The organism is Aeromonas sp. FDAARGOS 1417 (assembly GCF_019046985.1).
GTDB classification, from domain to species: domain Bacteria; phylum Pseudomonadota; class Gammaproteobacteria; order Enterobacterales; family Aeromonadaceae; genus Aeromonas; species Aeromonas veronii.
In genome coordinates this window covers 4,236,199-4,255,237 of record NZ_CP077221.1, presented here as the reverse complement: position 1 = coordinate 4,255,237, position 19,039 = coordinate 4,236,199, and the positions used below count along the sequence as shown (strand labels likewise).

The following is a 19,039-nucleotide window of genomic DNA, read 5'->3' as shown; positions in this document are numbered from 1 at the left end:
CGGTGCCTTTTTCGCATTTAGCATGAATTAAATTAATGCATGCATTCGATAGCTTGTCCCATATGACACGAGTTGGTAGGATTCTGGCCTTTCTCGTTCCCTGGGATATCTCATGTTACATGCACTCTTCTTGGTGGGCCTGGTGGCCGAAGGGATGACCGGCGCGCTGGCCGCGGGTCGGCGACGGATGGATCTGTTTGGTGTGGTGATCATCGCCTCGGCGACGGCCATCGGTGGTGGCACCATTCGCGATGTGCTGCTCGGCCACTATCCGCTGCTCTGGATTGAACATCCGGAATATGTGCTGCTGGTTGCGGCAGCCGCGATGGCGGGTGTGGTCTCCGCCCCCCTGATGCGCTATCTCGGCAAGCTGTTCATGGCCCTCGATGCCCTGGGACTGGTGGTCTTCTCCATCTTCGGTGCGGCCCGGGCGCTGGATATGGGCCACGGCGCCGGTATTGCCTGCATCATGGCGGTGGTGACCGGAGTCTTTGGCGGGGTGCTGCGGGATCTGCTCTGCCAACGGATTCCACTGGTATTTCGTCGCGAGCTCTATGCAGCCATTTCGCTGATCACCGCAGCCCTCTACTGTCTGGCGCTGGATCAGGGCTTGCCGACCAACTGGGCCGCGTTCGGTTCCATCGGAATCGGCTTTGTACTGCGGCTGCTGGCGGTACGCTTCAAGTGGGGTCTGCCCACCTTCAACTACCAGTACGCGACCCACTGAGTACGCCAGCTTTTGGCGAAGCGGGTCGGATTACGAGCAACAAAAAAGCGCCCGAGTGGCGCTTTTTTCATGGACGCTCTGCGACTCAGTTAATCCCTTCCGAGCTGAAGAAGGTCGCCTTGTCGGCGATAAAGCGGATCTTGATGTTCTTCCCTTCCCCGCCCCAGAGGCAGCTGGTGGTGCCCAGCGCATCATCACAGCGCTCCGCCTTGCCCAGAATGGTGCTGGCCTCGGCGTAACTCATCCCCATCTTCAACTGGTCGTAATTTTCACGATTGAGCTTGCTGCAACCGGTCAATAACAGGGCGATCAGGCCGCCAATCACTATCTTTTTCATCGCTATCTCCTCTCTGGTGGGAAGAGCTTGGCAGTTTGCCAACCCCTTTACCAGCTGCGCACCGGGCCGGTATCGAGGTGAACGAAGTTATCACGGGGATAGTAACCAACCCCACCCACCTTGAGCTGGAGCGCCGCTTTGCGCAGATGGACCAGCTGTACGCCGGGGATCCGCACATCCACCGCCTGCCCCAGGGTGTGGTAGCTGTGCTTGGCCACGCCGCGGCTCTTGTGGCGCTTCTGACGATTGGTCGCCGGGGCGCGATAGCCGGAGATCAGCTGGATTTCGCTGCGCCGACCCAGCTTGTGCTGCAACAGGAACAGCTGATCAAACAACTTCTTGTCGATATTGAACACTTCGTTGCGCCGATAATCGCGGAAGATGTGATTGAGCTCGGCCAATCCGTCGCTCAGATAGTGGCCGTTCTCCCAATAGCTGGCGCGCACCCGCTCGCCGGTATTTAGATTGAAAAAACTGAGTTCACGCCCGGTGGTACTGCGGCTGGCCAGTGCAGGGAAGGAGATCAGCGAGCTGCCCAGCAGGCAACCGGCTCCCAGCAACAGGCGACGTCGACTTATCTCTTGTTCCAGCATAAGGGGTTCGTCCATCGCAGATTCAAGCGAAAATAGTTGAATAAGATCACTGATTGAATGTGATACAGGCGCTTGAAACTACCCTCCAGCGGGGGCCCTGTCAAACCTCAATAGCCCATAGAAAAGCCCGGCACAGGCCGGGCTTTTCACTCTGTGGCAGGGATCACAGCAGGCGGCTCTGGAAGCTGACCCGATCAAATCCGTAGATGTCGTTACGCAATTGCTGGCGACCATTTTCGTCGATCCAGCTGCTCCAGTAGACGGTAAAGACCGGGATAGGCGTGGTGAGCGGCAACCATTTGGTCTGGCTCTCCTTGAGGATATTGGCCACCTTGTCCGGCTGATAGCGGGAGTCCGCCAACAACAGCTCGGCCAGATCGTCCGCATGTTCCACCCGGATGCAGCCCGAACTGAAGGCGCGCGCCCCCTGTTCGAACAACGCCTTGCGCGGGGTGGAGTGCAGATAGATGGCGTCATTGTTGGGCAGGTAGAACTTGTAGCGCCCCAGGGCATTGTGATCACCCGGCTTTTGCCGCAGGCGATAGGGGAAACCGGCGGCCAGCGCCTGATGCCACCCCTCTTCGGTAAACTGGACCGGATTGCCCTCGCTGTCGATCACCTCGAACTGCTCGCGACTCAAATAGGCGGGATCGCGACCCAGCTTGGGCAGGATGTCCTTGCTCAGGATCGAGCGCGGCACATGCCAGGAGGGGTTGAGCACGATGGAGCGAATTTCGCTGGCCAGAATGGGCGTGGCCCGCTGCTCCTTGCCGACGATAACCCGGCTGGTAAACACCTCGTTGCCGGACTCCACCACGCTCAGACGGTAGTCAGGAATATTGACCAGCACGTAGCGGCCACCGGCGAGTTGATCCACCAGATCGCGACGCCACAGGTTGCGCAACAGCAGGCTGGCGCGCACTTGCGGGCCGGTATTGAGCCAGGAGCGGGTCTGACGGCCGATGATGCCGTCTGCGGTGAGACCGTGACGACGCTGGAACTGCTTGATGGCCTGCTCGGTATCACCATCGTAAATCTGATCACCATGGCTCGGGGCGCTGTCGCCCAGCTCGTTGAGCATGGCGCGGATTTGGCCGAGCTCGGCGGAGCTCTCTCCGGCACGCAGGGTCGGCATATCGAGGGTCGGCCACTTGCTGGCCATCGGCATTGCCAGCAGTTTGTGCACTTTGGCCCGCACCGCCTCGTATTCCGCCACCTGAGGGCGCAGGGATTTCACCTGGGTGAGCAGGTCATCATCGCTGGGCTGGGTCACCACAGGGCGGTTCAAATCGAGCTTGAGAGTCTTCATCTGCTCGCGAGAGACCAGATCCATCCCCCGCCAGGCGTGCTGGAAACGGCTCAGCTTGGTAAAAATGTCGTCATAGATGGCACCACGCTTGTCTGCTGGGGTGGCCTGCAGACGCTTCCACAGCGTGAAAAAATCGGGATGCAGCTGGGCAAGCACAGCCTCTTGCAACTGCTGCTCCAGCTCGACACGGGCCTGTTCGGCCTGACTGCCCTGATACCAGTCGTGTCCGGTTTCACTGGCCGCCACCACAACTTGTGCTTCGGTCGCATGTACCGCGCCAGCGGGCAAACATCCCAGCCATACCAGATTGGCAAGGGCCAGCCAATACTTCATCCCCATGGGTACCTCAAAACGGTTTGTTCACTCTGTCAGGCCTGACAAGCAGACCCGATGCTCAGGCCGCTCATGATGCGTGAACGGCCAATACTTTGCTAGCGCCCGGGGGCATAACGCTGCCAGATAATGTCATACGCATCTGTCTCCTTGAACCGCGCCAACGCCTGATTGAATTGTTGCAAGAACTGCGGCGAAAAGCTGCGCTTGCCCAACATAAAGAAGCTTGGCGATTCAGATACCACCATGGGGTGACTGGTGAACAGACCGCTCATCCCCTCCTTGTTAAGGGCGCTGGGGGTAGCTAGCATGTCACCGAGAAAACCGTCGATCCGCCCGCGGGCCAGCTTCTCATAATTTTGCTGGTCGCTCACCGCACTCACCTGTTTGGCATAGCGAGCGAGCAGCGACATCACTTCATCGCCATAGAAGTACTCTTTGGTGACACCGAGGGAGTAACCACTGGCCAGCCAGCTCGCCAGATCCTGCTCGGGATAGTGGCTGCCCTTGCGGATCCACAGCAAGGTGCGCCCCGGGTTGTAGGCGTCGGAAAACCAGGCATAACGGGCGCGCTCATCATTGATATTCGCCTCCATCGCCATGTCTATCTCACCATATTCCATTTCGTGCAGTACCCGCTTCCAGGGCAGCTCCACATAGTTGACCTTGCAGTGCATGGAAGTGAGCACAGCCGTCAGCACCTCGGCGGCATAACCGCGCACCTCTTGCGGTGAGTCGGCTTCGTAATAATGGTAGGGGGGCCAGTTATCGTAACCGACCTGAATGGGCTCGGGACACAGGGCCTTGGCCAATGCCATTGGCGCCCATAATCCAAGCAACAGACAGCAAAAGAGCCACTTCATATGTCATCCTTGACGAATAGGTGAGTCATCATAAATCGCCCCCTGCAAAATGGCGATAGAGGCCAGATGACTATCGCATCCGCTAGAAAATGACGCAGCAAAGCGCTTCTATTTGCCAATTGCCCTGCCGGAGCACTACTGGCAACCTACGCCCCGCCAGACCTGTTTAACCGGGAAACAGCAACGTTTGGAACAGGGGTAAAAAGGGGTTAATATGTGACCAAATATTTTTTTGTGATCCACTATGCTTTTTTTGCAATTGGATTAGCATATGCGCGACATCGGCCTACCCATTCTGTCAGGCATAGAGAGTGATATGACGTACAAAAAGTTCGGTTTTTTGACTGCCATTCTGGCGTTAAGCGGTTTTTATCTTTACACCCTCTATCTGGCTGCTCACCCCAACGTGAGCCTGGCCTACAAACTCTATTATCTGGAAGGCAAGACCCGCTTCTGGGAACACAACTCCAGCATGACCTATCAGCCGGGTAACGAGCTCAATCTGACCAAACCGAGCCGCTTCCTCTCCAGCGAAGGCTGGGCCAAGAAGCCGAGCGACGAAGGTACCTTGCTCAGCGGTCAGGGCGGTCTCTACTTTGTGCTGCCCAAGCAGGCGGCCAATCCTGATCAGCTTACCGTGCAGGCCCGCATCAATAGCCCGGAAGCCGGCGCCCTGTTGAAAGTAGCGCTGGGTCACGACTTCACCACCACGGTGAAACTGGCCAAAGCGGGCATCAACGAAATCCGCCTCAGTCTGCCCGGTGAATCGCTCACGGCAGATCCCAAGCGCCCCAATTTTCTGGCGCTCTCGGCACCAACTCCTATCAATGTGCAGTCGGTACGTTTGACCGTAGCCCAGTGATCCTTGCCCCGAATACCATTTTATAAAAACAACTATCCCAAATAAGGACGTTCTTATGTCGCATCCAGATTTTCGACTCTCTCTGGTCGTTCCCGTTTACAACGAGGAAGAGAGCATCGATGCCTTCATCAACGCGATAGACAACGAACTGGCCCCGCTGAAAGACCAGCTTGAAATTGTATTCGTCAACGATGGCAGCCGTGACCGCACCCGTGAAGTGGTCGAGCAGGCCATCGCCCGCGATCCGCGCGTAACCCTGGTCAACCTGGCACGCAACTTCGGTAAAGAAGCGGCCTTGACCGCCGGTCTGCATCAGGCCAAAGGGGATGCCATCGTGCCGATGGACGTGGATCTGCAAGACCCGCCTGCCCTGATCCTGGAGTTCGTCAAACTGTGGCAGACCGGTGACTATGACACCGTCTACGGCATCCGCGTCGATCGCAGCGCCGATACCCCGATGAAGCGCCTGACTGCCGGTGGCTTCTACCGTTTCTTCAACGCCCTCTCCACCAGCACCAAGCTGCCGGAGAACGCAGGTGACTTCCGCCTGATCGACCGTCGCGTGGTCGAGGCGATCAAGCTGCTGCCAGAGCGCAACCGTTTCATGAAGGGTCTGTTTGCCTGGGCCGGTTTCCGTGCCGTTGGCGTCCCCTACGAGCGCCCGGCCCGTCACGCCGGTGAAACCAAATTCAACTACTGGAAACTGTGGAACTTCGCCCTCGACGGTCTGCTCAGCTTCTCCAGCTGGCCGCTGCGGGTCTGGAGCTATGTGGGTGTCGGCGTCTCCTTCGTCGCCTTCCTCTACATCCTCAAGATCGTGACCCAGGTGGTCTTCTTCGGCATCGACGTACCCGGTTATGCCTCACTGATGTCCGTAGTGCTGTTCCTCGGCGGTATCCAGCTGTTGTCGCTCGGCATCATCGGCGAATACATCGGCCGCATGTTTGTGGAAGTGAAACAGCGCCCGGTCTACCTCATTGAAGGGGTCTATGGCCAGTATGCCAAGCAGGATGCGGCCAAACCACAGAGCGCTGACAGCAACCCGCAAGAGCAGCAGGAGCAAGCGCCTCAATGATCTCCCGCGAGGAATTCTGGCGGCTGGTACGTTTCGGTTTTGTCGGCGGGGGGGCTACCCTCGTCGACCTTGGCACCTCCATCGCACTGTTTCATACCTGGCCCACCATCTCGGAGCACCTGGTTACCACGCTGGCTTTTGCCATCGCGTTCTGGTTCTCCTTCTTTGGTCACCGCTACATCACCTTCCAGAAGCAGGGAGCCGCCAGCAAGTTTCTGCTGGTCGCCCTCTTCTCGCTGGCGGTGCGTAACCTGATCCTGAGCGGCCTGCTGTTTGCAGGGCTCTCTGGTCTGCTGCCGGTGGTCATCGCCACCCTGACCGTTACTGTCCTCACTTACGTTCTCTCTCGCGTCTGGGTTTTTGCCTGATGAATGATATGACCAATACTGTCCCGCTAACCGGGGCTGCACTCCCCTATCGCCCGTCACTGCGCATCAGCGGTCGTGACTGGCTGATGATCATCGCCGCCTTCATGCTGAGCCGGGTGGCGCTGTATGGCATGGGCTACTTCGGTGTCCAGCTCTATGGCTCCCCCGACATCGGCCCGCTGCAGGCCTATTGCCAGTTCGACTGCGTCTGGTTCCAGCGCATCATCGAGAACGGCTACGACCTCTACCCGCGCTGGCTGAGCAAGGGCAATGCGGCCAACTGGGCCTTTATGCCTCTCTATCCGATGGTCTCCGGTGCCATCTCCAACCTGTTCAATGTCGAGAGCCTGATCGGCCTCATCATTGTTACCAATATCTCCTTCTTCGCCAGCCTGCCGCTGATGCTGCTGGTGTTGCGTCAGCTCAAGCTGGGGGACGATACCGCCCGCTTCGGCGTCTGGCTGCTCGCCTTCTCCCCCTTCTCCGCCTACTTCGTCTCCGGTTATACCGAGTCGACCTTTATGGCGCTGATGCTGGGGATGTTCCTGTTCGCCTATCGGGAGCAGTGGCTGATGGTGGCCGTGCTGGGGGTCTGTATCTCCGCCACCCGCAACCTGGGGGTGATGATGGTCTTCCCGGTACTGATCCTGGCGCTGCAAGCCTACGGCTGGCGGGAATTTTTCCGCTTCACCGAGCGCGCCTTCAAGGTGGTGTTCACCCTCTGGATGATCCCGTTTGGCCTGTTTGCCTACATGGTCTACCTCTATCACCTGACCGGTGATGCCTTTGCTTTCAAGCACATTCAGGTGGCTTGGGGTCGCTACATGGACAGCCCGCTGGACTGGTGGCTGAGCGGTTTCGAGCTGGGCGGCCGCAAGGCTTATCTCTCCATCATGGTGATCTTCGGCTGGTGCCTGAACGGTTACCTGTTCAGCCAGAAGCGCTGGGCGGAAGCGACCCTGATGTTCATCTGCTGCACCATCCCGCTGATGACCGGCCTCAACGCCATGCCACGCTACATGTTCGGGCTCTACCCGACCCTGCTGGCCATCATTCTGCTGACCCATCGCTGGCCAGCCATCCGCCCGGCGGTGCTCTGCATCAGCGGCATGGTGGCCTCCTTCATCGCGGTGGCCTTCGTCAACTTCAAGTTCTTCACCGTCTGATGTGACGACAATGCCTGATACACCAAATGCCGGTCACCTGACCGGCATTTTTTATGGCCGCTATTTTTATCGACAGAGCGTCCCTCTCCTCTCCTCCCCGTCACACTTTCCTCGGCTTGAAAACGTAACCATTTGAACTGAAGTCACAAATCGGCATTTTGCCGATCCAAGGCGCGCTTTGCTGCTCCTAGAATGGGCCCTTGTCCGAACTGCCCTGCTCAAGGAATAGCTTATGCGTCGTGCTCATCACTTATCCCCTCTCTGGCTTGCCCTGCTGGCCGCCCCTCTGTTCACCCAACAGGCGATGGCCGCCCCCGAGGTTCACCTCTATGTGGATGGTCAGCCGGTGGCGACTCCGATCGCACTGGACAAGGGCACGGTGGAGCTGACCCACACCCTTGCCAAGGGGAGCCACCAGATCCGCATCAGCGACGCAGGCAACAGTTGCGGCACCAGCTTTGGCCCGAGCGAGAGCAAGCCGCTCCCCTTCGGCAGCGCCCAGCCGATGGACAAATGCAGCAAGGATCAGAGCTTTACCCTGCGGGTGATGCTGGCCGGGGAGTATCAGTTCACCTTCAACCCGGATACCCCCAGCCTCAAGGTGCTGCGGGCGACCAAGAAGAGCGAGTTCAAGCGCCAGCCACCACAAGAGCCCTGCATCAGCTGGGATGGCGGCCCGGTCACTGTATCCCTGAAAGGGGCTTGGCCCGACGGTACCCGACTGAGGGATGCCTACTCAAAACAGGAGGCGGTGGTCAAACAGGGCAAACTGACCCTGACCCCGAGCAAAGAGAGCGGAGGCCTGCTGCTGCTCGAGTCTGTCAAGGCAGCCAAGCCAGCACCGTTCAACTGGGATCAGGCGAGCGTCTATTTCCTGCTGACCGACCGCTTCAACAACGGCGACCCCGCCAACGACCACAGCTTCGGCCGCCAGAAGGATGGTCAGGATGAGGTAGCCACTTGGCATGGCGGTGACTTCAAGGGGCTGACCGAGAAGCTCGACTACATCAAGAGCCTCGGCATGAACGCCATCTGGATCACCCCCATGGTGGAGCAGGTTCACGGCTTCATTGGTGGCGGCGAGCAGGGCAATTTCCCCTTCTACGCCTACCACGGCTACTGGGCGCTCGACTTCACCAAGATTGACCCCAACTACGGCGATGAAGAGAGTCTGAAAACCCTGGTGGACGAGGCCCACAAGCGCGGCATGCGGATCATCCTCGACGTGGTGATGAACCACGCCGGTTACGCCACCCTCGCCGATCTGCAAGATCTGGGGCTCACCGAACTGACCCAGAACAGCGGCAAACTACCGACCGTCTGGAACCAGTGGCGACCGAGCGGCGGCCTCAACTGGCATGGCTACAACCAGTTCATCGACTATCAATCACCCGCGTGGAACAAATGGTGGAGCGGTGACTGGGTGCGCGCCGGTCTGCCCGGCTACCCGCAGCCCGGCACCGACGATGTCACCGGCTCGGTAGCGGGGCTGCCGGACTTTCTGACCGAATCGGCCAAACCGGTAGGGCTGCCGCCATTGCTGGCGGCGAAAAAGGATACCCTCGCCAAGGCGCTGCCCGACGCTACCGTGAGCGACTATCTCATCGCCTGGCACACCGACTGGGTGCGTCGCTTTGGCATCGACGGCTTCCGCGCCGACACCGTCAAGCATCTGGAGCCCGAGGTGTGGGCCAAGCTCAAGCAGGCGGGCACCGCTGCGCTCAAGGAGTGGAAGACTAACAACCCGGGCAAGGCCCTCGACGATCTGCCCTTCTACATGGTGGGTGAGGTGTGGGATCACGGGGTTGCCAAGGATTTCTGGTATCAGAACGGCTTCGATTCCCTGATCAACTTCGACTATCAGCGCGAGTTCGCACTGTCACAGGCCCAGTGCATGGCCAGCGCCGAGCCCACCTATGCCAGCTACGCCAGCCGCATCAATCAGGATCCCGAGTTCAACGTGTTGAGCTACATCAGCTCCCACGACACCAAGCTGTTCTTTGGCGACTATCAGGATGTGCCGCTACAGCGCCGGGTCGCCAACAGCTTTATGCTGCTGCCGGGCGGCATCCAGCTCTACTACGGCGACGAGTCCGGCCGCGGGCTGGCCAAAGATGGCGGGGTGTTCGATCAGGCGTTGCGCTCGGATATGAACTGGCAGGAGCTGGCCAGCGGAGACAAGGCTGAGCTGGTCAAGCACTGGCAGCAACTGGGCCAGTTCCGCGCCGCCCATCCGGCCATTGCGGCAGGCAGCCACCAGAAACTCTCGGATGCACCCTACGCCTTCGTACGGGAGAAGGGGGATGACAAGGTAGTGGTGGTCTTTGCCGGCCGGCAGAAGTAACTCTTGGGCCATATATACCAGCAGCAGAGAGGGGAGCCACTGGCCCCCCTCTCTCGTTTATCTATCTGCCAAGGCTCACTGTGACTGGCGCGCCGCTACCGGCCACTGCAACCGCGCCTTGAGCAGGGTCTCCTGCCACAGAGGCCAAGAGAGCAGCGCCTGCTGATAGGCTCCGGCCTGACCGGGCAACAGGATGCCGTAGCTGGCCAGCCGATAGGCCATCACCGCATAGAAGGCATCGACAATGCCCGCCTCGCCAAAGTAGAAGGGGCCCCGCGCCTGCGACCAGATCTCCTGCAAACGGGCCAGCTCACCGACCGCCTCCACCGGGGGATCGATACGGGTTGGCGCCCCAAGAAAGAAGGGGAGCAGAGAACGGATCTGCCGAAATCCCGCGTGCAACTCGGCGCAGAGGCTGCGAGCCAGTGCCCGCTCGGCCAGCGAAACGGGATAGAGCTGGCGGTCGGGACAGAGCTCGTGAACATATTCGGCGATGGCCAGCGAGTCGTGAACCCGCACGCCATCGTGTTCGAGCCAGGGCACCAGACCGGCCGGTGCCAGCCGCTTGAGCCGGGCCAGCGACTTGGCATCCTCCAGATCGAACACCTGCTCCTGCCACGTCAGCCCGCTCATGGCGAGCACCAGTGCCGCCCGCATCGCCCAGGTGGAGCCGGTGCCCACCGCCAATACCAAGGATCCCATCTGTTGCCTCCTGCATGAGTTGCCTGCGACCGGCCGATCTGCCCTGATGGCAAAACATCCGATGGTCGCTTCACATTTGCGCACCGGCGGGTTTGACCCTCTTGGTGAGCGATGCTAGTTTGATTTTTCAAAACAATCAGTTAGCAACAATGTGAGCCATTAACCGAAATATGGACAGCCAATTTACCATCGTCATCGCAGATGACCACCCCCTGTTTCGGGGCGCCCTCTACCAAGCGGTGCACATGGCCATCAACGACGCCCAATTGCTGGAAGCGGACTCCATCGACAGCCTGACCAGCCTGCTCGGCGAGCACCCCGAGGTCGACCTGTTGCTGCTCGATCTCAAGATGCCGGGGGCCAACGGCTTCGAGGGGCTGGCCCACCTGCGCGGCCAGTATCCCGACCTGCCCATCGTGGTGGTCTCCGCCTCGGAAGATGCGGCCATCATCCAGCAGGTGTTGCGGCTCGGGGCGCTCGGCTTTATTCCCAAGTCAGTGCCGATGAAGGAGCTGGTCAACGCCCTCAATACGGTGATCGGGGGGGATAACTGGGTGCCGGAAGGCATCTCGCTACATCCTGAATCGGAAGACGGCCCCGATTTCGCCAGCAAGCTAGCCAGCCTCACCCCCCAGCAGTACAAGGTGCTGATCATGCTGCGCGATGGCAGCCTCAACAAACAGATCGCCTGGGAGCTCAATGTCTCCGAGGCCACCATCAAGGCCCATATCACCGCCATCTTCAGAAAACTGGGGGTCAAGAACCGCACTCAGGCGGTCATCGCCCTGCAACAGCTCGATATCAAGGAGAGCTGAAACCCGCGCGCCGTGACACGCGGGAGACGACATAGCCAGCCATGCTGGCTATTTGTTGCTCGACAATTAGCACGATCGTACTTTATGCTGCCAGCGCCAACGAGGAGAGAGTGATGAGCAAGGGGCGCCTGACCCGGGAAAACATTTTGCAGACTGCCTTCGAGCAGGCGAGCCAGCAAGGGCTGGAGAGTCTGACCATCGGCTCGCTGGCCAGCGCCTGCGAGATGTCCAAAAGCGGCCTGTTTGCCCACTTTCAATCCCGCGACAATCTGCAGATCGCCGTGCTGGAGTACGCCGCCGAGGTGTTCCGGCTGCGGGTGATCCAGCCGGTACGCCAGCAGGAGCACCAGAGCCAGCACGACAAGCTGATCGCTCTGCTGCGCGCCTGGCAGGCATGGAACCACTGCTTTGCCGGACGCTGCATGTTCCTCGATGCCTGGACCTCGGCGCAGGATGGCCATGAGCAAAAGAGCCAGGTGCAGCAAGCCGCCCGGCAACTGGTGCGCTTCTGGCTCGACTATCTGGCCCGTCAGGTGGTGCAGGGTCAGGCCGCAGGCGAGTGGCGACAGGAGATGGATCCCTGGCGCGCCGTTTATCGCCTCTATGGCCTCTATCTGGCGGATCAGGTGTTCAACGATCTCGAACTGTGTCAGGATCCGGCCCGCCACTTCTGGCCCGAGGTGGACGCTCTGCTGAGCAGCTGGCGCTGATGTTTTGGCATCCGTTCAACACTAATTTTTAAAAACCGACAAAAAGCACGACCGTTCGCACATAAAAACCACAGGATGACCATGAGCAGCAAGATCTACTTCAACACCCGCCGCTTCAGCCCGAGCAAATGGCTGCTGGGGATCGGCACCCGGTTACACCACAGACTCGCCCCCACCCATGCCAAGCGCACCGCCAGCAAGTTACTGCTCACCCCCCAGCGCAACCAGCGGGGTGGCCACGAACCTGCCGGTCTGGTGAAGCAGGCCGTCCATACCAGCGAAGGGGTATTGATGAGCTATCGGCTCGGTCAGGGGCCGCTGTGGCTGCTGATGCACGGCTGGTCAGGCAGCGCTAGCCAGTTCTATCCGCTGATGAGCCATATCGCCGCGCAGGGTTTCACCGCCATTGCCTACGATCATCCGGCCCACGGCCAGAGTGCAGGCAACACAGGCCACCTGCCCCGCTTCGTACGCGCCTTCGACGAGCTGGCAACCAAGCTGGCCAACGAAGTAGGTCAGCTGCACGGGGTCATCGCCCATAGCATGGGGGGCGCCGTCACCCTCTCCAGCCGTCAGCCGGGTATCGATACCCTGCCGCTGCTGTTGATTTCGCCGGTGCTCGACTATGTGCCCCAGCTCTACGGCATGGTGGCGCGCTCCGGCTACTCCATCCGGTTGTTCGATGCGGTGGTCAAGGAGATTGAGCAAGAGTACCAGCACCCCTTGAGCACGGTCGACCCGCTGGGTCGCCTCGCCAGTCGCAGCGGTGCGGCAATAATCGTGCACGACGAGGAGGACAGATTTGCCCCGCACGGCGATTCCTTGCGGGCCAGTCAGGATGGTCATACCCGGCTGGTAAGCACCCGGGGTCTGGGCCACGGTCGCATTCTTGCCAGTGCCCCGGTATTCGCCGCCTTCGATCAGCTGGCGCGGCCGGAAAATCCTCACCGCGCCCTTTGACATGGGGCCATGAAAAAAACGGGCGAGCTCCCGTTTTTATATTTGATACAGCGCCTTATAGTTAACTTGTCAGTGGGAACATTCTTGTCAGAACACGATAAGGCGCCAGCATATGGCCAGACCCAATACAGCGTTGTTGCTCACCGGTGGCGGTGCCCGCGCCGCCTATCAGGTCGGCGCCCTCAAGGCGATTGCGGAGCTCTACCCGCGCAATCTCGGCATCCCTTTTCCCATCCTGTGTGGCACCTCGGCGGGGGCCATCAATGTCACCGCACTGGCCTGCTACGCCTCCTGCTTCCATCTGGGGGTGCGCAAGCTGGAGTGGGTCTGGCGCCGTTTCGAGACTCACCACATCTTCGATTTTCACCCCGGCCGACTGCTGTGGCGGCTGATGTACGAAGGGTCGGCAGGGCTGATCAACCCCCACACCAACCACGCCTTTCACCTCTTTGACAACGCGCCACTGCACCGCCTGCTGGATCAGCTCATCGACTATCACCGCATCGATGACAACATCCTCTACGGCAGTCTGGAGGCGCTGGCCATCACGGCATCGGATTACGACGACGGTCTCTCCACCACCTTCTTTCAGGGGCGGGCCGACCACCATCCGTGGGAGCGGGCCAGACGGCGCGGGGTGCGCACCGTGCTTACATCTGAGCACCTGCTCGCCTCCTCGGCGCTCCCCTTCGTCTTTCCAGCCACCCGGATCGGCGAGAAGTTCTACGGCGACGGATCCATCCACCAGCTGAGCCCGCTCAGCCCCGCCATCCATCTGGGGGCGGAGCGGATCCTACTGATCACCCTGGATCCGCCAGCCCACTCGGCGCCGACCCATCACCACGGTCATCTCACCAGCTCCAATATCGCCAGCCATCTGCTCGATACGGTCTTTACCGACACTCTCAACTCCGATCTGGAGCGGCTGTGGCGCATCAACCAGACTCTGGATCTGATCCCGGAGCGGGAGCGCAATCGCCTCAAGCTGAAGCGGGTGGAGACCTGCGTGCTGAAACCGAGTCAGGATCTCGACACCATCGCACTGGCCTACCTGCGCAAACTGCCGCTAAAGTTGCGCCGCCTGTTGCGGGTGCTGGGCGTGAAGGGGGATGAGACCAGCAGTCTGGCCAGCTTTTTGATGTTCTATCCGGGTTATTGTCAGCAGCTGATCAAGCTGGGCTATCAGGACACCCTGAGAGAGCGGGAGCGGGTCGTCGCCTTCCTCGATATCGAAGGGCTACCAAAAGAGCGGGAATAAAGGGCGCGGCCGATGAGTCCGAGGGAACTCAGCGTCCCTCCAGCAAACGCTGCTCAGCCTGTTCCATCGCCACCACGGTACCAAACAGGATCAGCCGATCGCCAGCCGCCAGCACCAGCTCGGGTCTGGGCTCCAGACTCAGATCGCCGCGCTGCACCTCCTTGATCCGCACCTCATCAAGCGGCAACTCGCGCACTTCACGGCCTACCGCCCACGCCTGATCGTGCAGCAACAGCGGATGGAGGCGTTCAAGCAGCTGATCTGCCTCCAGATTGCTGGCACTCTGATCCCCCCAGTAGAAGCCGTGCAGGAAGCGATACTGGCTGCTGCGCTCCAGCTCCATCCGGCGGATCACCCGACCGATGGGGATATCGCAATTGAGCAGCAGGTGGGAGACCAGCATCAGGGCACCCTCCTGGGATTCGGGGATCACCTCGAAAGCCCCCGCCTGCTTATACTGCTCCAGAAAGCTGTCATCCCGGGTACGCACCAGCACCTTGAGATCCCCCGCCAGTTCGCGGATCAGTGCCAGCATCGCCTCCACCCGCTTGCGATCATCAAAGGTGATGATCACCAGCCGTGCCCGCAACAACCCGGCGGCCAGCAGAATATCGCGGCGGCTGGCGTCGCCGAAGGCCACCTGCTCCCCCGCCAGCTTGGCCTCGCTTACCCGCTCCGGGTCGAGGTCTAGGGCCAGAAAGGGGATCTCCTCGATCTTGAGAAAGCGGGCACAGGTCTGCCCCGCCCGGCCAAAGCCGGCGATGATGACATGCTGGTTTTTGCTCAGGCCCGACTGTGCCACCTCGGAGCGAGTCAGCAGCGCCGGATCGGTGAGGCTGCGGGCCAGCGAATGGGCCTGGGTCACCAGCCAGGGGGTCATGGCGATGGAGATGATGCCGATGCCGATGAGCAGGGAGACCAGCTGCTGACCCAGCAAGCCGTGGTGCAGCGCCAGCGCCAGCAACACGAAGCCGAACTCCCCCACCTGACTGAGCATGATGCCGGCGGCCATGCTGTCGCGCTTTCGCTCCCCCATCAGCCGCCCGGCCAGCAGCACCAGCAGGGATTTGCACAGCACCAGCAACACCACGCAGATCAGTACCTGCCACCAAGCCCGCGCCACCAGCTCCCACTCCATGGCCATGCCGATGGTGATAAAGAAGAGCCCCATCAGCACATCGCGAAAGGGCTTGATGTCTACCTCAAGCTGATGACGGTAGTGGGACTCCCCCAGCATCATCCCCGCCAGAAACGCCCCCAGCGCCATCGACAGCCCGAGCGAATGGGTCATGTAGGCGGCCAGCAGCGCCACCAGCAGGGCGCTCAGCACAAAAAGCTCGTCGGAGCGGGCCCGCGCCACCTCGTGAAACAGCAGCGGCAGCAACCACTTGCCCACCGCCAGCAGAGTGAAGAGAGCAAACAGCCCCTTGAGGGTGGCCCAGGCGATCTCGGCGGCCAGGGCGCTCCCCTGCACTTCCGGCTGGGCGAGGATCGGGATCATCACCAGCAGGGGTACCACCGCCAGATCCTGAAACAGCAGCACGCTCACCCCCAGTTGGGCGCGGCGGGTATGGAGCTGCTTCTGCTCGCCGAGCTGCTTGATCACTACCGCCGTCGAGGAGAGTGCCAACGTTCCCGCTACCACCAGCGACTGGGCCAGACCCAGCCCCCACCACCAGCCGATGGCGAAGAAGAGCAGTGACGTGAGCAGCACCTGCAACATCCCGACCCCCAGCACCAACCGGCGCATCGCCAGCAATTTCGGCAGGGAGAACTCCAGCCCCAGCGAGAACATCAGAAAGACGATCCCGAGCTCGGCAATGGTCTGCATGATCGACTGGCCGGTGATCACCGCCAGCCCGTGGGGGCCGAGCAAGACGCCGGCAATCAGGTAGGCGAGGATGACCGGCAAGCCGAGGCGCCGGAAAGTTGCCACCAGCAGGACGGCGGCGAACAGCAGGATCAACAGGTCGGTGTACAAATTTTCCTCTCCTTTTATCGACTTAAGCTTAGTCAGCCGATCTGGCGGGCAGGAAAGATATATTGGGCATGCCAATTGCAGGGAGGAGACAGTAGTCAGGTGTTACAGGTGGAAGACCATGGAAAATACGTCGTCACTTAATGGCTTTAGCCATGGCATCGAGCAGTGGGTTCGCCAGATGGAGCGGCTCACGCCGTTGCCCAGCGTTGAACGCAACCAGTTGCTCGAGCAGTTGTTGGGGCAGAGCGATCTCGGCGGTCTGCTGACAACTTTTGCCGATCGTGCGGCAAGAATTGTCAGGATCCACGGTCTCTACCTCGATTGTGGCCAGCCCCATGTGCTGATCCAGCACCCGCCGCTGGCCACCCTCAACCTGCACAACTATCCGTTCGAGCTGCGCGGCCAGCACGGCCAGCTGCTCGGCCAGCTTCACTACGAGCTGGAACATCCGCTGAGCGGCAGCCAGCAACGGGTACTGATGCAATACCATCAGCTGCTCTGCCTGCTGCTGCCCCTCTATCTGCGGCTGGAAAAACTGGATCAGCTGGTCCGGCTCGATCACCTGACCGGCCTTGGCAACCGCTCCTACTTTGACGAGGCCATCGGCCGCGCCATCGAGCAGCACAGCCGCGAGCCCCACGGTCTGGTGCTGGTGCTGCTGGATCTCGATCGCTTCAAGCAGATCAATGATACCTGGGGTCATCCGGTGGGGGATCTGGTGCTGAGCCGCTTCGCCCAGCTGCTCAAGGGGTGCATCCGCAGCACCGATCAAGCCTTCCGGCTCGGGGGAGATGAATTTGCCCTGCTGCTGCAACCGGCAGAACCCGAGGCGTGGCGCCCGGTCTGGCTGCGACTGCAGCATATGTTGATGACCAACAAGGAGCTCAGCACCTTCTCGGTCGGATGCAGCCTTGGCGCCGCCAGCTGGCAATCCGGGATCGATGTGCCGAGCCTCTACGAGGCGGCCGACAGTCACCTCTACGCCCGCAAAAAAGCCGGCAAGGCCAGCCCTAACGAATAATCCCGAACTCTTCTTTGCTCCGGCACATGCGCGCCATGTGACCGGAGCTTCTTTTTTTGGGGCTAATCCCCCCTCACACCGAGATCACCTCAGGCAAGATCCTGCTCGGGCAGAACCGGAGCTGCATCGCTCCCCCTGCCAGTGACAGACCAGACCTGTTCCCTCAGCCATAAAGCCGTCGCAGACAAAGAGCCCCACCGCCGCCGCCGCCTGCTCGCCATAGTAGAGGATGGGGATGCGCCCCCGCTGCCAAGAAGGCACGCCATACTCCTGCAGCAGCTTCTTCATCCGCCGACTGCCGCTTCGCCCCACCGGTTTGAGGGGGATCCCGGGCGCTACCTGAAAACGCACCGAGAGGGGCTCGTCCGCTCGGGGGGAACGCAGCAGCCCCTCGCCGCTCTCCGCCATACTCACCACCAGCTCGCCCAAACCGTCCGGCAGGGTCAGCGGCTCACCCACGGTCAGCGGCAACACCTGATGACAGGGTTGCAGGTCAGGGCTCACCAGATAGAGCCGCTCCTGAAAACGGCGGCAGCTCTGGCGCCCCCAGTTGAGCTGGGGATTGGCATCGCCGCGCGCCAGCGCTACCTCCTGCCACAGCCGGGCAAGCTGCTCACGGGATGGCATCTCGCCCCCCTGACGGCGGATCCAGTAGCGCAGCAGGTTGTTGCGCCGGGTGGATGAAAGGGCGTGCAGCGGGCCGATATGGAGCGCCTCCCCCTCGCCCGCCAGCTGCCAGTCGCTCTCGGCCAGCTCGTCCAGCAGTGCCTCCTGCTCGGCGCACAGGGCCATGCTGCGCGCAGCGGTCTGGGCCATGGCGGGCCAGCGCGCCTTGAGCTGGGGGATAAGCATCTGGCGCAAAAAGTTGCGGTCATAGCTCACGTCCTGATTGCTCTCATCCTCTACCCAGCCAAAGGGGAGGCTCGCCGCCGCCTCGGCCAGCTCGGCGCGACTCATATCGAGCAGCGGCCGCAGCAACAGGCCGCCAGCAAAGGGCTGGCTTGGCAGGATCCCCGCCAGGCCACGCAGACCGGCGCCGCGCTTGAGGGCCAGCAGCAGGGTCTCCAGCTGATCGTCCTGATGGTGGGCGGTGAGCAGCCACTCCCCCTCCCGCATCCGGGCGGTCAGCCGCTGGTAACGGGCGGTGCGGGCCTGCGCCTCCAGACTCTCGCCATTGCCGCGGGCCAGAGTCACTCGCTCGACCAGCAGCTCCACCGCCAATTGCTGACACACGGCTTCACAATGAGCGACCCACTCATCGGCATGGGGGCTGAGGCCGTGATGCACGTGCAGGGCGCGAAGTGGCAGGCTGTGCTCGCGGGCATACTGCGCCGCCAGTACCAGCAGCAGGGTGGAGTCGAGGCCGCCACTGAAGGCCACCAGCAGACCGGTGGAACCTTCTGGTGCTGGCATAGTCAGACAAAAGCGAGAATAAAGATGAGAAATCATAGGCTTCCCCAAAACGGACCGGCCGATCTTAGCAGAGTCGGGCTTATCAAGCTGCAACCCTGCTGCTAGAGTGAGGCTCGCCCGCCCTCTCCACCAGGCTGGCCGCAAGGCGGTCGCACAACCGGTTGGAGCAAGGAAGATGGGCAGGGAAGCAAACAATCGGAAT

General features: G+C 60.8%; 18 protein-coding genes. 11 read left to right on the top strand and 7 right to left on the bottom strand.

Going from position 1 to position 19,039, the window contains the following annotated elements:
- Positions 1 to 112: 112 nt before the first annotated feature.
- On the top strand, positions 113 to 727 hold the full coding sequence (locus I6L47_RS19845) for a trimeric intracellular cation channel family protein (RefSeq protein ID WP_005338456.1): 615 nt from the start codon (positions 113 to 115) through the stop codon (positions 725 to 727).
- An 85-nt stretch (positions 728 to 812) separates the two neighbouring features.
- Here the strand turns inward: I6L47_RS19845 and I6L47_RS19840 are convergent, their stop codons facing one another.
- The 4 genes from I6L47_RS19840 to I6L47_RS19825 form a co-directional block, all read right to left on the bottom strand.
- A complete protein-coding gene (locus tag I6L47_RS19840; RefSeq protein ID WP_005338457.1) occupies positions 813 to 1,064 on the bottom strand; it encodes a hypothetical protein in 252 nt (83 codons plus the stop codon).
- A 47-nt stretch (positions 1,065 to 1,111) separates the two neighbouring features.
- On the bottom strand, positions 1,112 to 1,657 hold the full coding sequence (locus I6L47_RS19835) for a DUF882 domain-containing protein (protein WP_216949393.1): 546 nt from the start codon (positions 1,655 to 1,657) through the stop codon (positions 1,112 to 1,114).
- Between the two features lie 163 nt (positions 1,658 to 1,820).
- Complete coding sequence (locus I6L47_RS19830; protein WP_005358830.1) at positions 1,821 to 3,305, bottom strand: murein L,D-transpeptidase; 1,485 nt, start codon at positions 3,303 to 3,305, stop codon at positions 1,821 to 1,823.
- Between the two features lie 92 nt (positions 3,306 to 3,397).
- A complete protein-coding gene (locus I6L47_RS19825) occupies positions 3,398 to 4,162 on the bottom strand; it encodes an ABC transporter substrate-binding protein (RefSeq protein WP_216948168.1) in 765 nt (254 codons plus the stop codon).
- 316 nt (positions 4,163 to 4,478) lie between these two features.
- On the opposite strand from I6L47_RS19825, the gene I6L47_RS19820 reads away from it, so the two are divergent.
- The 5 genes from I6L47_RS19820 (at position 4,479) to I6L47_RS19800 (ending at position 9,977) form a co-directional block, all read left to right on the top strand.
- A complete protein-coding gene (locus I6L47_RS19820) occupies positions 4,479 to 5,024 on the top strand; it encodes a hypothetical protein (protein ID WP_216948167.1) in 546 nt (181 codons plus the stop codon).
- A 55-nt stretch (positions 5,025 to 5,079) separates the two neighbouring features.
- On the top strand, positions 5,080 to 6,099 hold the full coding sequence (locus I6L47_RS19815; protein WP_005338462.1) for a glycosyltransferase family 2 protein: 1,020 nt from the start codon (positions 5,080 to 5,082) through the stop codon (positions 6,097 to 6,099).
- Positions 6,096 to 6,467: a GtrA family protein gene (locus tag I6L47_RS19810; protein WP_005338463.1), complete on the top strand. Its 372-nt coding sequence runs from the start codon at positions 6,096 to 6,098 to the stop codon at positions 6,465 to 6,467. The genes I6L47_RS19815 and I6L47_RS19810 overlap by 4 nt, the downstream gene beginning before the upstream one ends.
- Positions 6,467 to 7,633 (top strand): hypothetical protein, encoded by a 1,167-nt coding sequence (locus I6L47_RS19805; RefSeq protein ID WP_042079851.1) that lies wholly within the window; start codon positions 6,467 to 6,469, stop codon positions 7,631 to 7,633. Before I6L47_RS19810 ends, I6L47_RS19805 begins: the two co-directional genes overlap by 1 nt.
- A gap of 232 nt (positions 7,634 to 7,865) precedes the next feature.
- Complete coding sequence (locus I6L47_RS19800) at positions 7,866 to 9,977, top strand: alpha-amylase (protein WP_216948166.1); 2,112 nt, start codon at positions 7,866 to 7,868, stop codon at positions 9,975 to 9,977.
- A gap of 75 nt (positions 9,978 to 10,052) precedes the next feature.
- Here the strand turns inward: I6L47_RS19800 and I6L47_RS19795 are convergent, their stop codons facing one another.
- Positions 10,053 to 10,679, bottom strand: a complete 627-nt coding sequence (locus tag I6L47_RS19795; protein ID WP_040066653.1) for a glutathione S-transferase — start codon at positions 10,677 to 10,679, stop codon at positions 10,053 to 10,055.
- Positions 10,680 to 10,849: 170 nt separating this feature from the next.
- Here I6L47_RS19795 and I6L47_RS19790 point away from each other — a divergent pair, with 170 nt between their 5' ends.
- The 4 genes from I6L47_RS19790 (at position 10,850) to I6L47_RS19775 (ending at position 14,422) form a co-directional block, all read left to right on the top strand.
- A complete protein-coding gene (locus I6L47_RS19790) occupies positions 10,850 to 11,494 on the top strand; it encodes a response regulator transcription factor (protein ID WP_005338467.1) in 645 nt (214 codons plus the stop codon).
- A 113-nt stretch (positions 11,495 to 11,607) separates the two neighbouring features.
- Positions 11,608 to 12,204 carry a TetR/AcrR family transcriptional regulator gene (locus tag I6L47_RS19785; RefSeq protein ID WP_139493617.1) on the top strand — a complete coding sequence of 199 codons (597 nt, stop codon included), beginning with the start codon at positions 11,608 to 11,610 and terminating at the stop codon, positions 12,202 to 12,204.
- An 81-nt stretch (positions 12,205 to 12,285) separates the two neighbouring features.
- Positions 12,286 to 13,164, top strand: coding sequence for an alpha/beta hydrolase (locus I6L47_RS19780; RefSeq protein ID WP_216948165.1), 879 nt, complete (start codon positions 12,286 to 12,288; stop codon positions 13,162 to 13,164).
- A 112-nt stretch (positions 13,165 to 13,276) separates the two neighbouring features.
- The gene (locus I6L47_RS19775; protein WP_005347843.1) at positions 13,277 to 14,422 is read left to right on the top strand and encodes a patatin-like phospholipase family protein; all 1,146 of its coding nucleotides are present in this window, start codon (positions 13,277 to 13,279) and stop codon (positions 14,420 to 14,422) included.
- A gap of 28 nt (positions 14,423 to 14,450) precedes the next feature.
- On the opposite strand, the gene I6L47_RS19770 is transcribed toward I6L47_RS19775, so the two are convergent.
- Positions 14,451 to 16,403: a monovalent cation:proton antiporter family protein gene (locus I6L47_RS19770; protein WP_216948164.1), complete on the bottom strand. Its 1,953-nt coding sequence runs from the start codon at positions 16,401 to 16,403 to the stop codon at positions 14,451 to 14,453.
- 118 nt (positions 16,404 to 16,521) lie between these two features.
- Here I6L47_RS19770 and I6L47_RS19765 point away from each other — a divergent pair, with 118 nt between their 5' ends.
- The gene (locus I6L47_RS19765; protein WP_216948163.1) at positions 16,522 to 17,424 is read left to right on the top strand and encodes a GGDEF domain-containing protein; all 903 of its coding nucleotides are present in this window, start codon (positions 16,522 to 16,524) and stop codon (positions 17,422 to 17,424) included.
- Between the two features lie 84 nt (positions 17,425 to 17,508).
- On the opposite strand, the gene tilS is transcribed toward I6L47_RS19765, so the two are convergent.
- On the bottom strand, positions 17,509 to 18,873 hold the full coding sequence (tilS, locus tag I6L47_RS19760) for a tRNA lysidine(34) synthetase TilS (RefSeq protein WP_216948162.1): 1,365 nt from the start codon (positions 18,871 to 18,873) through the stop codon (positions 17,509 to 17,511).
- Positions 18,874 to 19,039 lie beyond the last annotated feature (166 nt).

Coding starts and splice junctions, on each gene's coding strand:
- I6L47_RS19845 (WP_005338456.1), top strand. CDS start 113: ATGTTACATGCACTCTTCTTGGTGGGCCTGGTGGCCGAAGGGATGACC.
- I6L47_RS19840 (WP_005338457.1), bottom strand. CDS start 1,064: ATGAAAAAGATAGTGATTGGCGGCCTGATCGCCCTGTTATTGACCGGT.
- I6L47_RS19835 (WP_216949393.1), bottom strand. CDS start 1,657: ATGCTGGAACAAGAGATAAGTCGACGTCGCCTGTTGCTGGGAGCCGGT.
- I6L47_RS19830 (WP_005358830.1), bottom strand. CDS start 3,305: ATGGGGATGAAGTATTGGCTGGCCCTTGCCAATCTGGTATGGCTGGGA.
- I6L47_RS19825 (WP_216948168.1), bottom strand. CDS start 4,162: ATGAAGTGGCTCTTTTGCTGTCTGTTGCTTGGATTATGGGCGCCAATG.
- I6L47_RS19820 (WP_216948167.1), top strand. CDS start 4,479: ATGACGTACAAAAAGTTCGGTTTTTTGACTGCCATTCTGGCGTTAAGC.
- I6L47_RS19815 (WP_005338462.1), top strand. CDS start 5,080: ATGTCGCATCCAGATTTTCGACTCTCTCTGGTCGTTCCCGTTTACAAC.
- I6L47_RS19810 (WP_005338463.1), top strand. CDS start 6,096: ATGATCTCCCGCGAGGAATTCTGGCGGCTGGTACGTTTCGGTTTTGTC.
- I6L47_RS19805 (WP_042079851.1), top strand. CDS start 6,467: ATGAATGATATGACCAATACTGTCCCGCTAACCGGGGCTGCACTCCCC.
- I6L47_RS19800 (WP_216948166.1), top strand. CDS start 7,866: ATGCGTCGTGCTCATCACTTATCCCCTCTCTGGCTTGCCCTGCTGGCC.
- I6L47_RS19795 (WP_040066653.1), bottom strand. CDS start 10,679: ATGGGATCCTTGGTATTGGCGGTGGGCACCGGCTCCACCTGGGCGATG.
- I6L47_RS19790 (WP_005338467.1), top strand. CDS start 10,850: ATGGACAGCCAATTTACCATCGTCATCGCAGATGACCACCCCCTGTTT.
- I6L47_RS19785 (WP_139493617.1), top strand. CDS start 11,608: ATGAGCAAGGGGCGCCTGACCCGGGAAAACATTTTGCAGACTGCCTTC.
- I6L47_RS19780 (WP_216948165.1), top strand. CDS start 12,286: ATGAGCAGCAAGATCTACTTCAACACCCGCCGCTTCAGCCCGAGCAAA.
- I6L47_RS19775 (WP_005347843.1), top strand. CDS start 13,277: ATGGCCAGACCCAATACAGCGTTGTTGCTCACCGGTGGCGGTGCCCGC.
- I6L47_RS19765 (WP_216948163.1), top strand. CDS start 16,522: ATGGAAAATACGTCGTCACTTAATGGCTTTAGCCATGGCATCGAGCAG.
- tilS (WP_216948162.1), bottom strand. CDS start 18,873: ATGATTTCTCATCTTTATTCTCGCTTTTGTCTGACTATGCCAGCACCA.